This window comes from Novosphingobium sp. YAF33, assembly GCF_052113265.1.
GTDB lineage: Bacteria > Pseudomonadota > Alphaproteobacteria > Sphingomonadales > Sphingomonadaceae > Novosphingobium.
The window spans coordinates 241,221-259,516 of record NZ_JBFRCW010000002.1 but is presented as its reverse complement, the minus strand read 5'-3'; the positions used below and the strand labels follow the sequence as shown (position 1 = coordinate 259,516).

General features: G+C 68.5%; 9 protein-coding genes. 7 read left to right on the top strand and 2 right to left on the bottom strand.

Annotated elements, in window-relative coordinates:
- Positions 1-186 precede the first annotated feature (186 nt).
- The 4 genes from AB4Z00_RS05415 to nagE are packed head-to-tail and all read left to right on the top strand — an operon-like array spanning position 187 to position 6,733.
- Complete coding sequence (locus AB4Z00_RS05415) at positions 187-1,233, top strand: SIS domain-containing protein (protein ID WP_134093515.1); 1,047 nt, start codon at positions 187-189, stop codon at positions 1,231-1,233.
- Complete coding sequence (nagA, locus tag AB4Z00_RS05410; RefSeq protein ID WP_442045469.1) at positions 1,230-2,372, top strand: N-acetylglucosamine-6-phosphate deacetylase; 1,143 nt, start codon at positions 1,230-1,232, stop codon at positions 2,370-2,372. The genes AB4Z00_RS05415 and nagA overlap by 4 nt, the downstream gene beginning before the upstream one ends.
- Positions 2,373-2,399: 27 nt before the next feature.
- Positions 2,400-4,994, top strand: coding sequence for a phosphoenolpyruvate--protein phosphotransferase (gene ptsP / locus AB4Z00_RS05405; protein ID WP_442045227.1), 2,595 nt, complete (start codon positions 2,400-2,402; stop codon positions 4,992-4,994).
- Entirely contained in the window at positions 4,991-6,733 is a 1,743-nt protein-coding gene (nagE, locus tag AB4Z00_RS05400) for an N-acetylglucosamine-specific PTS transporter subunit IIBC (RefSeq protein WP_442045226.1), read from the top strand. Before ptsP ends, nagE begins: the two co-directional genes overlap by 4 nt.
- Positions 6,734-6,805: 72 nt before the next feature.
- Here nagE and galA read toward each other — a convergent pair whose 3' ends face one another.
- Both galA and AB4Z00_RS05390 read right to left on the bottom strand, forming a co-directional pair.
- Positions 6,806-9,736, bottom strand: a complete 2,931-nt coding sequence (gene galA / locus AB4Z00_RS05395; protein WP_442045225.1) for a beta-galactosidase GalA — start codon at positions 9,734-9,736, stop codon at positions 6,806-6,808.
- Positions 9,733-10,473, bottom strand: a complete 741-nt coding sequence (locus AB4Z00_RS05390; RefSeq protein WP_132267313.1) for a GntR family transcriptional regulator — start codon at positions 10,471-10,473, stop codon at positions 9,733-9,735. Before AB4Z00_RS05390 ends, galA begins: the two co-directional genes overlap by 4 nt.
- A 185-nt stretch (positions 10,474-10,658) precedes the next feature.
- Here AB4Z00_RS05390 and AB4Z00_RS05385 point away from each other — a divergent pair, with 185 nt between their 5' ends.
- The 3 genes from AB4Z00_RS05385 to AB4Z00_RS05375 are packed head-to-tail and all read left to right on the top strand — an operon-like array spanning position 10,659 to position 18,291.
- A complete protein-coding gene (locus AB4Z00_RS05385) occupies positions 10,659-13,094 on the top strand; it encodes a beta-N-acetylhexosaminidase (RefSeq protein WP_442045224.1) in 2,436 nt (811 codons plus the stop codon).
- A 2-nt stretch (positions 13,095-13,096) separates the two neighbouring features.
- Positions 13,097-15,703, top strand: coding sequence for a beta-mannosidase (locus tag AB4Z00_RS05380; protein WP_442045223.1), 2,607 nt, complete (start codon positions 13,097-13,099; stop codon positions 15,701-15,703).
- Complete coding sequence (locus AB4Z00_RS05375) at positions 15,703-18,291, top strand: glycoside hydrolase family 3 C-terminal domain-containing protein (protein WP_442045222.1); 2,589 nt, start codon at positions 15,703-15,705, stop codon at positions 18,289-18,291. Before AB4Z00_RS05380 ends, AB4Z00_RS05375 begins: the two co-directional genes overlap by 1 nt.
- Positions 18,292-18,296 lie beyond the last annotated feature (5 nt).

Sequence of the window (18,296 nt, the reverse complement as noted above, 5' to 3'; positions counted from 1 at the left end):
CGGAGCCGGAAAACCGGTGCTCTACTGGGAGACGTGAAGAAAACGGTCGGAGCCGGTGCAAAACAGTTTGCGCATCGATCGGACTTCGGGAATACCAATATAGAACTTATACCAGATTGGTAGGCCGTCGCTTCCGGCTCGACTTCATGGTCGGCCGGCGACGATGCGCAGGAGAGTCCCCCAAAGATGCTGACTGACACCGCAAGCCCTTCGACGTCCCTCATGGCCCGGGAAGCGGCCGAGGCTGCAGAGGCCGTCCGCCGTTTCCTGGAAAACAACCGCGCCGCCCTTGCCGCCCTGGCAGAGGACCTGCGCGCCAATCCGCCCTCGGTGGTGGTCACTTGCGCGCGGGGTTCGTCCGACAATGCCGCGACTTATGCGAAGTACCTGATCGAGACGCTGGCCGGCATCCCGGTTTCCTCTTCCGCGCTCAGCGTGTCTTCCGTGTTCGGCGCGGAGATGCAGCCGGGGCGGGTTCTCGTCCTGGCGATCTCACAAAGCGGCCGCAGCCCCGATCTGCTGGCTGCGGTGGAGGCGCATCGCCGTGCCGGGGCGCGGGTGGTCGCGCTCGTCAATGACGCTTCCGCGCCGCTGGCCGACCTTGCGCACTGGGTGCTGCCGCTTCACGCCGGCCCGGAAAAATCGGTGGCCGCGACCAAGTCGTTCATCGCCTCGCTGGCCGGGGTGGCGGCGCTGACGGCGCAGTGGACGGGTGATGCCGCGCTCGGCACGGCGCTCGAACGGCTGCCCGCGGGGCTGGAAATCGCGGCTCGCACGGCACCCTTCGATCTGGTGGAAGGGCTTTCCGGGGCGAGCAATCTCTTCGTGATCGCGCGCGGATACGGCTTTGCCGTGGCGCAGGAAGGGGCGCTCAAGCTCAAGGAAACCTGCGCGCTTCACGCCGAGGCCTATAGCGCCGCCGAAGTGCGCCACGGCCCGATGACGATCATCGACGCGGGCTTCCCCATCGTCGCCTTCGCCACGTCGGACGCCAGCGGCGAAAGCGTGCGCGAGGCTGCCCGTGAATTCGCGGGGCGCGGCGCGCAAGTCACTCTGCTCGACGCCGCGCAGCCCTTTGGCGAGAGCACACTGGCCGCGCTTGCGGGCCATGCGGCGCTGGAGCCGTTGCTGATGATCCAGGCCTTCTATCCGCAAGTGAACGCGGTTTCGCTTGCACGCGGGCTCGACCCGGACAATCCAGCCCACTTGCGCAAGGTCACCGAGACACTCTGATGAAGATCGCCTTCGCCAACGGCAACGTCTACCTGGGCCGCGCCTGGTCGCGGGATGCCGTCGTGACCGTGGAGCAGGGGCGCATCGCCGCGGCCGTGCCGGGCCACGCGCCCGATGAGGCCGACGAAGTCATCGATCTCGCCGGCGGCTGGCTGCTGCCGGGCTTCATCGACGTTCAGGTCAACGGCGGCGGCGGGGTGCTGCTCAACGACGCGCCGACCCCGGAAGGTATCGCCGCGATCGCCGCCGCCCACGCGCGGTTCGGCACGACGGCGATGCTGCCCACCCTCATCAGCGCCACGCCCGACGTGATTGCGAGAGGTCTCGACGCCGCGGACGAGGCCATTGCGGCGGGAGTTCCCGGCTGCATCGGCATCCACGTCGAAGGGCCGGTGCTCAACGCGAAGCGGCGCGGCATCCATTCCGAGGGCAACTTGCGCAAGCTGGACGACGCCATGGTCGACCTGCTCATCAGGCCCCGCGCGGGCCGCGTGCTCTTCACCATCGCGCCGGAATATCTCCACGCCGATCAGGCCAGGGCGCTGGTCGCGGCGGGAGTCGTGCTGGCGATGGGCCACTCCGACGCCGATTACGAGACCGCGCGCGCGGCCTTCGGCATGGGCGTGACGGGCGTGACGCACGTGTTCAATGCCATGTCGGCGCTGCACCATCGCAATCCCGGCATGGTCGGCGCGGCGCTGGAGAACCGCTCGGCCTGGTGCGGGCTGATCGCCGACGGCTACCATGTCCATCCCGCCGTCATGCGCATCGCATTGGCAAGCCGCCCGCTCGACCGTTTCGTGCTGGTCACCGACGCCATGCCCTGCGTGGGTTCGGACCTTGAGCGTTTCACGCTCGACGGCCGCGAGATCACCGTGGCGGATGGGCGCTGCGTGGGCGCCGACGGCACGCTGGCGGGTGCCTCGCTGGACATGGCCGGCGCGGTGCGCAATGCCGTGGACTTGGCGGGCCTCTCGGTGGCGCAGGCGGTCGACATGGCCACCGTGCAACCCGCCGAATTCCTGGGCATCGCCGGGGAAAGAGGCACGATTGCCGCCGGACGCACCGCCGACTTCGTCCAACTCGACCGCGCCATGGCGCCGCAGGCGACCTGGATCGCGGGCGAGCGGGTATTCTGATCCGATCACGGGGAAATAGCCAATCCGATGACCGCCGCCGTTGCCCATACCATGACCGCCGACCGCACCAGCCCGACCGGTGAAGCCGTGATCACGATCCTTGCCCCGCTCGAAGGCTGGCTGGCGCCGCTCGATGAAATTCCCGATCCGGTCTTTGCCGGGGGCATGGTGGGCGATGGCGTGGCCATCGATCCGACAGGGTCCATGCTTCATGCGCCTTGCGCGGGCATCGTGGCCTCGCTCGCCGCGACCGGCCATGCCGTGACCCTTCGCCTCGAAGAAGGCGCGGAAGTGCTGGTCCACCTCGGCGTCGATACCGTGGCCATGGCCGGACGTGGTTTCACGCCGCTGGTGGTGGCGGATGCGGCCGTGGCGGCAGGCGACCCGCTGGTGCGCTTCGATCTCGACGCGGTGGTGACCGGCGCGCCGAGCGCGATGACGCCGGTGCTCCTGTTGGCCGGCGAGGAATGGGCGCTGGACTGGAAGCGCGCGCCCGGCCCGGTCGCGGTGGGCGAGGCGGTGATGACCTTGCGCCGCCTGGCCGCTTCCGCGAACGGCGGGGCGGAACAGTCCGAAACACCTGACGGGGAACTGGTGCGCGAGCTGCTCGTGCCGCTGCGCCACGGTATCCATGCCCGCCCGGCCGCACGTCTGCGGCAAGTGGCGACCTCGTTCGAGGCGGCCGTGCGCGTGGAGATCGCGGGCAGGTCCGCCAGCTTGCGCAGCCCCGTGGGCGTCCTGGCGCTGGGCATCGCGCTGGGCGACCGGATTTCGCTTCACGCGCGCGGCGCGCAGGCCGCCGAAGTGCTCGATGCCTTGGCCGCCCTGATCGCTGGCGGCATGGGCGAACTGGCGGAAGAGGGCGAGCAAGCCGTCCCGCCGCCGGTGAGCGCGGCCGCAGCGCCGGTGCAGCGCCGCGTCACGCAGGTTGCGGCTGATGGCACGGTGGCCGGAGTGGTCGCCGCGCCGGGTCTGGCCGTTGGCCGCGCGGTCCACTACCGTCTGGGCGAGATCGCGGTATCCGCAGGCTCCGGCGATCCTGCCACCGAACGCGCGGCGCTGGACGAGGCCTTGGCGGCCTTGCGCGCAAAGATCGCGCGCGAGAGCGAAGGCGCGGCGCAGCATGCGGCCTCGATCCTCGCGGCCCATGCCGTCATGCTGGAGGACGAGGACCTGCTCGCCGCCGCGCATGAAGCCATGGCACAAGGCAAGAGCGCCGGGGCGGCCTGGCGGCTTGCCATCGGCGAGCAAGTCGATCTCCTGCTGCGTTCCGGCGATCCCCGACTGGCCGAGCGGGTGGACGACATGCGCGATCTGGAACGGCAGGTGTTGGCGGGGCTGAGCGGCGGCGATGCCACGGGCTTCGCGCTTCCCGAGGAGGCAGTGCTTCTGGCCGAAGACCTGCTGCCTTCGCAGCTCATGGCGCTCGATGCCGGGCGTCTCGCCGCGATCTGCCTGATCAACGGCGGCCCGACCTCGCATGTCGCCATCCTCGCGGCCGGTCTGGGCGTGCCGATGCTGGTGGCGATGGGTACCGCGCTAGACGACATCGCGGACGGTGCGCCGCTGGTGGTCGATGCCGCCGCTGCCCGGCTGGAGACGGCTGCGTCACAGGCGCGGATCGACGGCGTTCGCGCGCAGATCGCCGCGCAGGCCGCGCGCCGCGCCGCAGCGCTGGAAGCGACCGGCCCCTGCCACACCGCAGACGGCAACCGCATCGAAGTCTTCGCCAATCTCGGCTCGCTGGCCGATGCACGGCAGGCCAAGGCGAACGGCGCCGAAGGATGCGGTCTGCTGCGCAGCGAATTCCTGTTCGTGGACCAGCCCCGCGCGCCCAGCGCCGCCGAACAGGGCGAAACGTACCAGGCGATCGCCGATGCCCTGGAAGGCCGCCCGCTGATCGTGCGCCTGCTGGATATCGGCGGCGACAAGCCCGCGCCCTTCCTGCCGATGCCGCAGGAGGAAAACCCGGCCCTGGGCCTGCGCGGCATTCGCGTCGGCCTTGCTCATCCCGATTTGCTGGAAGCGCAGGTCGAGGCGATCCTGCGGGTGCGTCCGGCCGGGCAATGCCGGATCATGGTGCCGATGGTGGCGAGCCTTTCCGAACTGCGCGCCGTGCGGGCGGTGGTGGAAAGCGTGGCGGCCCGACTGGGACTGGCGGGGCCGGTTTCGCTGGGCATCATGGTGGAAACGCCCGCCGCCGCCGCCACGGCGGACATCCTGGCGCGAGAGGCCGATTTCCTCTCGGTCGGCACGAACGATCTCACCCAATACGCCTTGGCCATGGACCGCGGCAATGCGGCCGTGGCCTCTGCCATCGACGGTCTGCACCCGGCGGTGCTGCGCCTGATCGGCCTTACATGCGAAGGCGGCGCGCGCCATGGCCGCTGGACCGGCGTTTGCGGCTCTTTGGCATCGGACCCGCTGGCCGTGCCGCTGCTGCTGGGTCTCGGCGTGGGAGAACTGTCCGCCACGCCGGCGCAAGTTCCCGATATCAAGGCGCTGGTTTCGGCGTTGAGCCTGGAGGACTGCCGCGGGCTTGCGGCCCGGGCGCTGGAATGCGCCTCGGCCGGGGAGGTGCGCGCATTGTCACGCGAATTTCTGAAGGAGCAGGGGGCATGAGGCGGGTTCTCGAAACATTGCAGCCGCTGGGCCGTGCGCTCATGCTGCCGATCGCGGTCCTGCCGGTAGCGGGCCTGCTGTTGCGGCTGGGCCAGCCCGATCTGCTCGACATCGCGCTGCTGAGCGCGGCGGGCGATGCGCTGTTTTCGCACCTCGGCCTGTTGTTCTCCATTGGCGTCGCCACGGGCTATGCGCGGGACGGCAATGGCGCGGCCTGCCTTGCGGGCATCGTCTGCTTCCTGGTCGCTACCGAAGGCGCCAAAGTGCTCATGCCGGTACCGCCCGGGATCGATCCTGCGCTGTCGAAGGATGCTTTCGCGGCGGCGGTAGCGGCGGCCAAGAGCCAGGCCATCGGGCGGCTCGACGTGCCGATCGGCATCGTCTCGGGCCTGATCGGCGGCAATTTCTACAACCGCTTCTCGGGCATGAAGCTGCCGGAATACCTCGCTTTCTTCGGCGGGCGCCGGTTCGTGCCGATCGTCTCGGGCGTGGCCGGCCTGCTGCTGGCCTGCCTGGTCGGCCTGGGCTTCCAGCCGATCGCCACCGGGATCGACGGCGTCAGCCACGGCATCACCGGCCTGGGCGGAGCGGGCCTGTTCCTGTTCGGCCTGATCAACCGCCTGCTACTGGTGACGGGCCTCCATCACGTCTTCAACAACCTGTTCTGGTTCGTGTTTGGCGACTACAACGGCGCCCACGGCGACATCCGCCGGTTCTTCGCGGGCGATCCGACCGCCGGCAGCTTCATGACCGGCTTCTTCCCGGTCATGATGTTCGGCCTGCCCGCGGCCTGTCTGGCGATGTACCGCGCGGCGCGGCCCGAGCGGCGCAAGGCGGTGGGCGGCATGTTCTTCAGCCTGGCCCTGACTTCGCTGCTGACCGGCGTTACCGAGCCCATCGAATTCAGCTTCATGTTCCTCGCCCCGGTGCTTTACGCGATCCACGCGGTGCTGACCGGCCTTTCGATGTGGCTGACCGATACCCTTGGCATGCATCTGGGCTTCGGGTTTTCGGCGGGCCTGTTCGACTATGTCCTGAACTTCGGCAAGGCGACGCGCCCGCTGCTGCTGCTGCCGGTGGGGCTGGTCTATTTCGCGGTCTATTACGGCGTCTTCGCTTTCGCCATCCGCAAGCTGGACCTCAAGACCCCCGGGCGCGAGGACGAGGATGTGGCGGCTCCGGCCCCGACCTCGGTCCTGGCGGCCGGAGAGAACCCGGCCGGCGACACGCGCGGCGGCGCCTACCTCGCCGCGCTGGGTGGCAGCGGCAATCTGGTGGAGGTTTCCGCCTGCACCACGCGCCTGCGCCTCATCATCGTCGATCACGGCGCGGTGGACGAGGCGCGGCTCAAGGCGCTGGGGGCGCGCGGAGTGATCCGCCCTTCGGACAAGGCGCTGCAGGTGATCCTCGGCCCCGTGGCCGACATCGTTTCGGTGGAGATCCGGGAAGCCATGGCGGCGGGGCCTGCGCCCATGCCCCAAGTCGCGCGGGCCGCGGGGGCTGCGCAGGGCGCACAGCAGATGCCGCTTCCGGCGGCTCTGGTCGAGGCTCTCGGCGGCGCGGCCAACTTGCGCGGTGCGGCCCGGTACGGCAATCGCCTGAGAGTGGAACTCGCGGACACCGCCGCCATCGACGCGCCCGCGCTTACTGCCGCAGGCGTCCGCGCCCTGGTCACGACGGAAGCTGCGGCGATCCACTTGCTGTTCGCGGCGGCCGATCTGGACCGGCTTGCCGCCTGACCCTTTGCTTCGGCCGCCCATGCTCCCGCGGTTCCGGGGCCATGGGCGGCCGATCAAAGGGCGGCGCCTGGATCAGGCGGAGACGTAGACCCTGCCGGTCAACCCGCTGGCGGCGCCTTGCGCGGCCTCGATCAGGACCACCAGCGTGCGCGCGCCGGCGCCGGCGGAAAGGGGCGCGCTCAGGGCTGCCGGTGCGGCATCCGTCTTGCGGGCGACGAGCTTGCCGTCGAGCCAGACTTCGGCCGCTCCCGTGATCTGCGCGAAGTGCAGCGTGCCGCCTTCGCCCGCGACTTTGCGCCAGGGCGTGAAGCGGGTGCGGTAACTGCGCCAGCCGCCGCTTCCGGCAGGTGCGGCGACGCCGGAGCGCACGAAGTCCCAGGAATTGTTGTCTCCATCCACCGGCGCGAAAGCGGGATCGGGCTTCTGCGCGAAACCGGCCGAGCGGCGCAAATCGGTGATCGGCATTTCGGCCGGCACCGGCGGCATTTGCGGGCGCGGCGCCCGCGGCGCGCGGGCCAGCGCGAGGCGGGCCGGACGCAGGCCGGCGGTGTGGGCCTCCAGCGTCAGGCGGCGGCCGCTGGCATCACCCTCGACGATGACTTGCGCCAGGCCGTTGAAGAGCGCGCGTTTGCTGCCCTTTTCGCTGGCATGGTCGTTGGGATTGCCGTTGCCGAGGCCGATGATCCGCCCACCGGAGATCGTGAAGTCCACCGGCAGGTTGGCGGTGGGAACGTGGCGCCCCTGGGAATCGACGCAGTCCACGGTGATCGCCTGCACATCCTCGCCGTCGCTGGCCAGGGCCTGTCGGGCGGGCGTCAGGCGCAGTGCCACGGGGGCGCCGGTGGTCTCGTGGACTGCACGGGCCACGACCTTGCCGCCGCGCAGGGCCACCGCCTCGATCCGGCCGGGGCGGTAGGGCACCTGGAAGGTATGGCCCATGATGCGGTCGGCCGCGGGGACGCGCTCGATCACTTCGCCGTTCAGGCGCAGTTCGATGGCTTCGGCATTGGTGATCGCGAAGACCTCCAGCGTCTGCCCTTCGCGGCCCGGCGCTTCGTATTCGGGCCAGGTCCAGTGCGGGGCCAGCCAGATCACCGGGGCATCGTCGCGCCWGTGGGCCGAATGAATGCCGAAGGCGGTCTTGGGGAAGCCGCAAAGGTCCATGATGCCGAAGAAGCTGCTGACCGTGGGCCAGGCGTAAGGCGTAGGCTCGCCGTGGTAGTCGAAGCCGGTCCAGACGAAGCCGCCGGCCACGTAAGGCCGCTCGGCGATCATCTTCCAGGTGTCGCGGTGAGTGGCGCCCCAGGAGGCGGCTTCCTTGTCGAACGAGGTGATGACCTGCTGCGCCGGGATGCTCCCGAACGCGCCGCGCGTTTCATAGGCGCTGGTGTCTTCGGAACTGGTGATCGGCTTGTCGGGGTGCAGGGCGTGGAACTTGTCGTAGTCGCCCTGGTAGTAATTGAAGCCCATGACATCGACGACCGAGGAGACGTTCTCCGGGTTGTAGAACGAGCCGTTCATCGCCGCCGTCACCGGCCGCTGCCTGTCCAGCTTGCGCACGGCGGCGCGCATGCGGCGCACCATCTCGACGCCGGCATGGGTGCCCTGCATCGGTTCCTCGTTGAACACCGACCAGAGCACGATCGAGGGATGGTTCCGGTCGCGCCGCACCATCCATTCGAGCTGCGCCAGATAGTCCGGCGCGGGGTTGAACAGGCGGTTCTCGCCCATGACGACGAAGCCCAGCCGGTCGCACCAGTCCAGCACTTCCTTGGCGGGGGCATTGTGCGACATGCGGATGGCGTTGCAGCCCATCGCCTTCAGCCGCTGCAAGCGCCAGAGCGCCAGCGCATCCGGGATCGCCGTGCCCACGCCGGTATGGTCCTGGTGGATGCAGACGCCCTTGAGCTTGGTCTCCACGCCGTTGAGCACCATCCCGCGCGCGGGATCGAAGCGCACGGTGCGGAAACCGATGAACTGGCGGCGCGTGTCGACGACCTTGCCTTCGTGCAGCAGGTCCACTTCCACGCAGTAGAGCACCGGCCTGTCGGGCGACCAGAGCTTGACCGTGCCGGGATCGAACCTGTTGACGACCTGGGCCTGTTCGAGCGGGGGAACCGAGATCCGGCCTCCCGTGCGATGGATTTCCCGGCCGTCGGGATCGAGCAGGCGCGTCGATATTTCCGCCTCGGCCATGGTCTCGCCGACGTTGCTCAGGCTGACCTGGACGGGCACGAGCCAGGTGCCGTCATCCTGATGGACCGGGTCGCAATAGACGCCGTCCGTCTCGATCGACACGGCCGGGCGGCTGACCAGCCAGACATGGCGGTAGAGTCCCGCGCCTTCGTACCACCAGCCCTCGCGCGCGGTGGCGTCAACGCGCACGGCGATCCAGTTCAACTCGTCCCCGAAGCGGGCAAAGGGCGTGAGATCGACGATCACGCTGCTGTAGCCGGACCAGGAATGGGCCACTTCGCTGCCGTTCACCCAGATCGTGGCATGCGTGGCGATGCCGTCGAAATGGAGTTCGAGGCGGCGGCCCTTCTGGCTCTCGTCCAGCCGCAGCAGGCGGCGATACCAGCCGATGCCGCGCGGACGGTAGCCTTGCGAGACATTCGCGCTTTCGCTCACGTCCTGCGCGATGGCCCAGTCATGCGGGAGATCGACCGCCTGCCAGTCGGAATCGTCGAAAGCGAGGGCCGCGGCGCCGCGCGCGTTGCCGGCTTTCACCGAGAGGTAAGTGGCATTGTGATCGGCCGGTTCGGCAACCGCCACCTCGCCCTCGTGGAAGCGCCAGCCCCGTTCGAGCAGGGTGCGCGAGGGGTCGGTTTCCGGCAGGCGCGGCGATGGTCCGGCAAGAGGCGGGGGCATCGGCAGCCCGTCCGGCATGCCCGGTCCGAATTGCGGTGTGGGCGCGGCAAGGCTTGAAGTCGAAAGGGCAGGCAGCAGGGTAGCGACGGCGCCGGTGGAGGCGCCGCGCAGCAGCAATTCGCGTCTTTTCATGAACCCTCGATCAACTCGGCAACGAAGTCATAGGAATCGCCGCGGTAATAGGAGCGGGTGAATTCCACCGTGCGCCCGTCGCGCAGGAAGCCGTGCCGTTCGATCAGCAGGCCGGCATGGCCGGATTCCACGCCCAGCATCTTGGCGTGTTCGGCGCCGAAGGGCACCGCGCGCAACCGCTGGAGCGCCCGGACCGGGCGGTTGCCGCTCTTTTCCAGCGCGGCATAGAGCGAATCCCCCACGACATCGAGGCTGGCCAGGCAATATCCCGCAATCGTCGAGATTTCGAGCGCGAGCGGCTCGTCGTCGGCATAGCGGATGCGGGTGAAGCGCAGGACGGTGCTTCCGGGGGCAAGCCCCAGCGCCATCGATTCCTCGGGATTGACCGGGCCGGTCATGCGCGAAACCCAGGCGCTGGACGCGCGCTTGCCGCGCGCGGCCATGTCCTCGCTGAACGAGGTCAGCTTGGAAAAGCTCTTTTCCACGCGAGAGGCCACGAACGTTCCCGCACCGCGCCGCCGCGTCAGCAGGCCTTCCTCGACCAGACCGGCGATCGCCTTGCGCACGGTGATGCGCGAGACATCGTATTCGATGGCAAGGTTGCGTTCCGGCGGGATCGCCTCGGTCTGACTGAGCACGCCTTCGGATATGGCATCGCGGATCAGCTGCTGGAGCTGGATATACAGCGGTGCGGCGTTGTCTTCGCGCAGACGACCAATCCGGTCGGAAAATGACATTCGATCCCCCTTCGGCCCATTCTCTGGGAATGGCTTTACATTGGTCATGTTGGGGTGACAATCGCAGTAAATTGTCGCAGTTCAAGGTCAATTCGCAGGAATGGGATAAGACCTATTGCGATAAAGGATATATTTTGGTTACCTTGCCTGCTCTGGTCACAAGAAAATGAGGGGCAGGTATGGGCATGACGGCAAGGGGTTATCGGCGCGTGCGCGGCAGCGGCGCGGCAGGCGCCTCGATCCTGGCGGCGGCATTCTCCCTGGCGGCTTTCTCCCTGACGACTCCGGCCCTCGCGGCACCTGGCTCCGCTGCATCTCCTTCCGCACCGGCGCTCACGCCCTGGCCCGCATCGGTCGAGCAGGGGCAGGGGACCTTGCTGGTCGCATCGGGATCGGCGATCGCCATCCCCGCCGGTGATGCCGACGCGGCTGCGGCCGCAAAGCTCTTGGCAGATCATGTGAAGCGCGCCAGCGGCCTCGTGCTCGCCGCGGCGGAGTCCGCTTCGCCTGCCGCACCCGTCCGCTTCGAGCGCGATGCCGGGATCGCCGGCGCCGAGGCCTATCGGCTGCGGATCACGCCGAAGGGCGCGGTCATTTCGGCATCGGCCAAGTCCGGCTTCGTCTACGGCGCGATGACGCTGCTGCAACTCTTGACGCCCCACGCGGGCGCGGACGGCAAGGCCGTATCGGTTCCCGTGCTGACCATCCAGGATTCGCCCCGCTTTTCCTGGCGCGGGGTGATGGTCGATCCCTCGCGCCACTTCCAGCCCATCGAATCCGTCTATGCCATCGTCGACCGCATGGTCGAGGTGAAGCTCAACACGCTGCACTTCCACCTCGCTGACGACCAGGGCTGGCGCTTCGAAGTGAAGCGCTATCCCGAACTCACCCGCATCGGCGCATGGCGCCTGCCGCCCGATACCGGCGGCGGTCCCGGTCCGAAGCACGGCGGCTTCTATACGCAGGAGCAGCTCAAGGCGCTGGTCGCCTATGCCGCCGAGCGCGGCATCACCGTGGTCCCGGAAATCGACCTGCCGGGCCATGCGCAGGCGCTGGTCGCCTCCTATCCCGAATTCGGCGTGCTGGGTGACCGTCCGGCGGTGTCGCACGACTGGGGCGTCAATCCCTGGCTGTTCAATCCGAACGATGCGGGCATGACGTTCGTGCGCAACGTGCTGGACGAGCTGATGGCCGTTTTCCCCTCGCAGTTCATCCACGTCGGCGGCGACGAGGCGGTGAAGGACCAGTGGGAGCGCTCGCCCGAAGTCCAGTCGCAGATGCGCAAATTGGGCATCAAGACCGAGAACGAGATGCAGAGCTGGATGATCGACCGGTTCGGCGAATATCTCGCGCAGCATGGCCGCCGCCTGATCGGCTGGGACGAGATCCTGGAAGGCGGTCTGCCTGCCTCCGCCTCGGTGATGAGCTGGCGCGGCGAGCAGGGCGCGGTGGATGCGGCCAATGCCGGGCACGACGTGGTGCTCTCGCCCGCGCCCAACCTCTATCTCGACAATCTGGAATCGACCCTGCCGGACGAGGCGCCGGGGCGCATCTCGATCCAGACGATGGAAGCGGTCTATCGCTACGATCCGATGCCCAAGGGCATCGATGCCGCTAAGGCGAAGCATGTCCTGGGCGTGCAGGGCAATGCCTGGAGCGAATATATCGTTACGCCCTGGCAGTTGCAGCACAAGCTGTTCCCGCGCGTGGGCGCGATTGCCGAGACCGCATGGTCGCCGCGGGTCGCGGGAGAGAAGGACTATCCGGGCTTCCTCGCGCGCCTGACGCCGCAGATCCAGCGCTGGAAGCAGGGCGGCTTCGAAGTGTCCGACAGCGCCTTCGGCGTTGCCTTCACCCCCACCCAGACGCGCGGCGCCCAGCTTGAGGCGACGCGCATCGGCATGTCGCTGGCCAACCAGGCCGCTTACGGCACGATCCGCTACACGCTGGACGGCAAGGAACCGGGGGCGAAGTCTCCCGCTTATGCCGGGCCGCTTGCCGTGAAGCCGGGCACGGTCGTCACCGCCGCCAGCTTCGCGCCGGACGGCACCCGGCTTTCCGCGCCGCGCCGCTACGATACCGCGCGCGAGACGCTGCTGACTTCCACCGCCTCCACGCTCGCGGCCTGCCCGCGCGGCGCGCAGGGCCTGCGCGTGCCGCTCTCGGCCGATGCCACGAGCAATGGCCCGGCCTATAACGTCAACATTTTCGACACCTGCCAGGCGGACGATCACGCGCCGCTCGCCCATGCGAAGTCGATCACCGTCTCGGTCGCGCGCCTGCCGCGCAACTACGGCCTGGCGCACGATGCTTCGGCGCTGATCGGGCACATCGCGGTGACGACGCACGGCGAACTCGTCATCAGCGCGGGCTGCCGCGCGGCGGAGAAGGCTGCCGATCGCAAGCAGAAGGAGCATGCCCCGATGCCCGGAGCGACCGTCCTCGCCGCGTTCCCGCTGCCCGATCCCGAGACGTCGCCGCAGCAGTTCACTTTCACCGCGAACCTGCCGGACCGGCCGGAACTCAAGGACGAGGCCGATGTATGCTTCCAGTTCACCTCGCCGCTTTCCGATCCGTTCTACGCGGTGGAAAAGGTCGTCTATGGCGAGAAGGTGAAGTGAGCATGGCAAGAGCATTCGCAAAGGGTGCGCTGGCCATCTGGCTGGCCGGCGCTTCTGCGGCCATATTGGCCGCTCCTCCCAGCCAGACGGCCCTGGACGAGGGCTGGCAGGTCCGCGTCGCGCCGAGCGACAGCGCTGCCGCCAAGGCGCATCCCAAGGCGGCGCGCTGGTTTCGGGCGCAAGTGCCCGGCACGGTCCAGCAGGACCTGATCGCCGCGCGGCAGGTGCCCGATCCCTTCCTTGGCACCAACGAGGCGGCGATCCAGTGGGCGGGCCTGACCGACTGGGAACTGCGCCGCACGCTCGACGTCAGCGCGGCGTCGATGAGCCGCGAGCATCTCGACCTCGTGTTCGACGGACTGGACACGTTCGCGACCGTATTCATCAACGGCCGGCAGGTGCTCAAGGCCGATAATGGCCACCGGCAGTGGCGCGTCGCGGCCAAGCCCTTCCTGAAGCAGGGACGCAACGAGATTCTCGTGCGCTTCGCCTCGCCGATCCGCACCTTGCAGCCAATGGTGCTGGCCGAGGCCCATCCGCTGCCGGGCGAATACGATTCCGCCTTCGGGGACGAGCCCAAGGGCAAGCAGACCTCCGCCTATATCCGCAAGGCCAAGTACCATTATGGCTGGGACTGGGGCCCGCGCATCGTGAATCAGGGCATTTCCGGGCCGGTGCGCCTGGAAGCCTGGGACGAGGCGCGGCTCGGCGCTTTCGAAGTGGTGCAGGAAGCGCTCGGCCAGGACGAGGCGCGGCTGGTCGCGAAGTTCCGCGTCGTGGCGGACAAGCCGGGCAGGGCGCAGTTCACTGCCCGCGTGACCGGGCCGGACGGGCAGGCGCTCGCTCCGGTCTCGCGCGAGGCTTCGTTCGATGCGGGCGCAAGCACCGTCACCGTGCCGCTGACCATTGCCGCGCCGAAGCGCTGGTGGCCGGTCGGCTACGGCGCGCAGCCGCTCTACAAGGTCTCGGGCGAGATCGCCTCGGGCCCGGGCGCCGGAGCGAAGGCAGCGCGCAATGTGGGCCTGCGCGATGTCGAACTCGTGCGCGGAGAAGGTGCTTTCGGGTTTCGGGTCAACGGCGTGACCGTGTTCGCCAAGGGCGCGAACCTCATCCCCTTCGACATGTTCCCCTCGCGCGTCACCGACGCGAAGATGCACGGTTTGCTGGAGGATTCCCTCGCGGCGAACATGAACATGATCCGCGTCTGGGGCGGCGGCTACTACCTGCCGGACAGCTTCTACGACATGGCGGACCGCATGGGCCTGATGGTCTGGCAGGACTTCATGTTCGGCGGCGCGCTGCCGCCCGCCGATGCGGTTTACCGCGAGAACGTGCGGATTGAGGCCGATCAGCAGGTCGAGCGGCTGGGCTCGCACCCCTCCATCGTCATCTGGGCGGGCGGCAACGAAGTGCTGTCCGGCTGGGAGACCTGGAGCGACCGCAAGGCGTGGAAGAAAGCCGTCGGCGCCGACGAACATGAGCGCATGGCGACTTCCATGACCGTGCTGTTCGACCGCGTGCTGCGCGGCGCCGTGAGCGATCACGCGCCGACGACGCCTTACTGGCCGGGCTCACCTTCGACCGATTACGAAGGCCCGGTCGATACCGATGGTGCAGGCGACCGCCATTTCTGGGATGTCTGGTCGGGCTCCAAGCCGGTCGAGAACTATACGCTCTCCTGCCCGCGCTTCATGTCGGAATATGGCTTCCAGGCGATGCCGGTGATGGCGACGATCCGCGGCTTCGCTGGTGATGCCGCGCAGGCGCCGGACAGTCCGGTGATGAAGGCGCATCAGAAGTTTCTTGCGGGCGAGGGCAACGAGCGCCTCAAGTTCTACCTCGACGCCCGGCTGCGTCCCGCCAAGGACCTGGCGGACTTCGTCTACCTGACGCAAGTGAACCAGGCGCAGGCCATCGACCTTGCCGCCCGCCATCACCGTGCCTGCGCGCCGGTGACGCTGGGTTCGCTCTACTGGCAGCTCAATGATGTCTGGCCCTCGATCTCCTGGGCGAGCGTGGACTACGACGGGCGCTGGAAGCTGCTGCACTATGCCGCGCGGCGGTTCTTCGCGCCGCAGGTGGTGGTGGCCGAGCACAAGCAGGGCGCCACCACGGTCAGCTTCGCTTCGGACGCGACCAGCCCCGTCGCGGCGGAGTGGCGCCTGACCGGCTATACCATGGACGGCGTGAAGCTGGGCGAAGCGGGCGGGGCGGTGACGCTGGCTCTCACGACTGCCACTGCCGTTCCCGATGTGTCGGACGCGCAAGTCTTCGCGAATGCCCCGGCAGAGGCGAGCTATGCAGTGGCGGAACTGGTGGTCGGCGGCAAGACCGTCTCGCGCCAGATCGTCGAACGCGCCTTGCCCAAGGCCATGGCCTATCCCGCGCCCGGCCTTTCCGCGACGTGGGACGGCAAGGCGGTGACCATCACCGCCAAGGCGCTGGCCCGTGCGGTCATGATCGATTTCGGGGCGGTGGACGCGAAGGCCTCGGACAATGGTTTCGATCTGCTGCCGGGCGAAAGCCTGCGGATCGAGATTACCTCGAAGGCCGATGCGGCGGTGCTGCGCAAGGCGCTGGTGCTGCGTACTCTGGCGGGAGAAAAGTGATGAAGGCCCTGTTCCCGACCACGCTCGCCATGGCTCTGGCCGCGCCTCCGGTCGCGGCGCAAGAAGCCGAGGCCGATCAGGCCGTGATCGCCGCCATCGCCAAAGCCGATCTCGCCGAAAAGGCGGACCAGCTCCAGAGCACCGCGCCCGCCGCCAAGGCGATGGGCCTGCCCGCCTACGACTGGTGGAACGAAGGCCTCCACGGCCTCGCGCGCAATGGTGTCGCCACGGTGTTCCCGCAGGCCGTGGGCCTGGCCGCCACTTTCGACCCGGCACTGATGGAGCAAGTGGGCACCGTCGTCTCCACCGAGGCGCGGGCGAAGTTCAATGCGAAACCCGTGAATGCCGACCGGCGCATCTACGAGGGCCTGACCATCTGGTCGCCCAACATCAACATCTTCCGCGACCCGCGCTGGGGCCGGGGCCAGGAGACTTACGGCGAGGACCCGTTCCTCACCGGCTCGCTGGCGGTGGGCTTCATCAGGGGGCTGCAAGGGCCGGACCCGCTCCATCCCCGCGTGATCGCGACGCCCAAGCACCTCGCTGTCCACTCCGGCCCCGAGGCCGGGCGCGACAGTTTCGACGTGGACGTCAGCCCGCAGGACCGCGAGGCGACCTATCTCCCCGCCTTCCGCAAGGCGGTGACCGAGGCCAGGCCGCTCTCGCTGATGTGCGCCTACAATTCGACGCATGGTGTGCCGGTCTGCGCGGATGACGCGCTGCTCAACGGCACCTTGCGCCGCGACTGGGGCTTCAAGGGTTTCGTCGTGTCGGACTGCGATGCGGTGGCGAACATCTGGATGTTCCACAATTACCGCTATGACGCCGCCGAGGCTTCGGCAGCGGCAATCAAGGCGGGCACCGACTTCGATTGCGGCACGACGTATGCCGCGCTCACCCAGTCCGTAGCGCGCGGGCTGCTCAGCGAGGCCGAAGTGGACCGCGCACTCGCCCGCTCGCTGGAGGCCCGCTACAAGCTGGGCATCGCTTTCGGCGCAAGCAATCCGTGGGCCAGGATCAAGCCTTCCGAGGTCGGCACGCCTGCCCACCGCGCGCTTGCGCTGGAGGCTGCGCGCAAGTCGGTGGTGCTGCTCCAGAACGAGAACGGCCGCCTGCCGCTGAAGGCCGGCACCCGCCTCGCCGTGATCGGCACCAATGCCGACGATCTCGCGGTGATCGAGGCCAATTACCACGGCACCGCCGCCGATGCCGTGACCCCGCTGGAAGGCATCCGCCGCCAGTTCGGCGCGGCCAATGTCGCTTATGCGCAAGGCTCGGTCCTGGCCGAGGGCGCGCCGGTGGTCGTGCCGGAAACCGCGCTTGTCGCGGACGGCAAACCGGGGCTCAAGGCCGAATATTTCGACATGTCCGGCAAGCGCGTGCTGGCGCGGCAGGATCGCCGCGTGGACTTCAACCTTACTCGCACTGCGCCCAAGGGCCTCGATGCCAAGGGTTTCAAGGTGCGCTGGACCGGCTCGCTGGTTCCGCCGGGGCCGGGCACGTATCGCCTCGCGCTCGACATTCCGGCCTGCTGGAAGGACTGCACGCGGCATGACGACGTGCGCCTGACCTTGGGCGGCAAGGCCCTCCACGCCGGGGTTCTCGGCAAGCAGCGGGTCGAATTCGACGTCGTATCCGACGGCACACCGCAACCGATTAGCCTCGAACTCGACCACTACGGCGAGGACGAGGGCCTGCGCCTGATGTGGCTGCCGCCCGCCGATATCCAGCGCGCGGAGGCGGTGAAGGCGGCCGCGCAGGCCGACGCCATCGTAGCCGTGCTCGGCCTTTCGCCCGATCTCGAAGGAGAGGCGCTGCAAGTGCAAGTGCCCGGCTTCGTCGGCGGCGACCGCAGCGACATCGCCTTGCCCGAGCCGCAGGCCGAACTGCTGGCCGCGCTCCACGCCACCGGCAAGCCGGTGATCGTCGTGCTGACGAGCGGCAGCGCGGTTTCGATCGATCCCACCATGGCCGATGCGGTGATGGAGGCCTGGTATCCGGGCGAGGCGGGCGGCACTGCCATTGCCGAGACGCTGGCCGGGCGCAACAACCCCTCGGGCCGTCTGCCGGTGACTTTCTACAAGTCCACCAGCGATCTGCCCGCTTTCGTCGACTACTCGATGAAGGAGCGCACGTATCGCTACTTCACCGGCACGCCGCTCTGGGGCTTCGGGCACGGGTTGAGCTATACGACTTACGGCTACGATAGTGCCAAAGTCTCCGCGCCCGCACTCGGCCAGCCGGTGACGGTCACGGCCACTTTGCGCAACCTCGGCGGCATGGCGGGCGAGGAAGTGGTGCAGGCCTATGTCGTGCCGCCCGTGATCGAACCGCATCCGATCATGACGCAGGGTGTGCTCCAGCGCCAGCTTGCGGCCTTCACGCGGGTGCCGCTGGCGGCGGGCAAGTCGCGGGAAGTCTCGCTGACCATCGATCCGCGCAGCCTCTCGGTCGTGGACCGCAGGGGCACGCGCCGGGTCGTTCCGGGCGATTACAAAGTGTGGATCGGCGGCGGCCAGCCGGGTGACAGCGCGGGTGCATGGGTGCAGTTCACTCTGACCGGACAGGCACAGGAGCTGCCGAAGTGACAAGC

What these genes read in the sequence shown, in the direction of transcription:
- AB4Z00_RS05415 (WP_134093515.1), top strand. Translation starts at nt 187, where the DNA reads ATGCTGACTGACACCGCAAGCCCTTCGACGTCCCTCATGGCCCGGGAA.
- ptsP (WP_442045227.1), top strand. Translation starts at nt 2,400, where the DNA reads ATGACCGCCGCCGTTGCCCATACCATGACCGCCGACCGCACCAGCCCG.
- nagE (WP_442045226.1), top strand. Translation starts at nt 4,991, where the DNA reads ATGAGGCGGGTTCTCGAAACATTGCAGCCGCTGGGCCGTGCGCTCATG.
- AB4Z00_RS05390 (WP_132267313.1), bottom strand. Translation starts at nt 10,473, where the DNA reads ATGTCATTTTCCGACCGGATTGGTCGTCTGCGCGAAGACAACGCCGCA.
- AB4Z00_RS05385 (WP_442045224.1), top strand. Translation starts at nt 10,659, where the DNA reads ATGACGGCAAGGGGTTATCGGCGCGTGCGCGGCAGCGGCGCGGCAGGC.
- AB4Z00_RS05380 (WP_442045223.1), top strand. Translation starts at nt 13,097, where the DNA reads ATGGCAAGAGCATTCGCAAAGGGTGCGCTGGCCATCTGGCTGGCCGGC.
- AB4Z00_RS05375 (WP_442045222.1), top strand. Translation starts at nt 15,703, where the DNA reads ATGAAGGCCCTGTTCCCGACCACGCTCGCCATGGCTCTGGCCGCGCCT.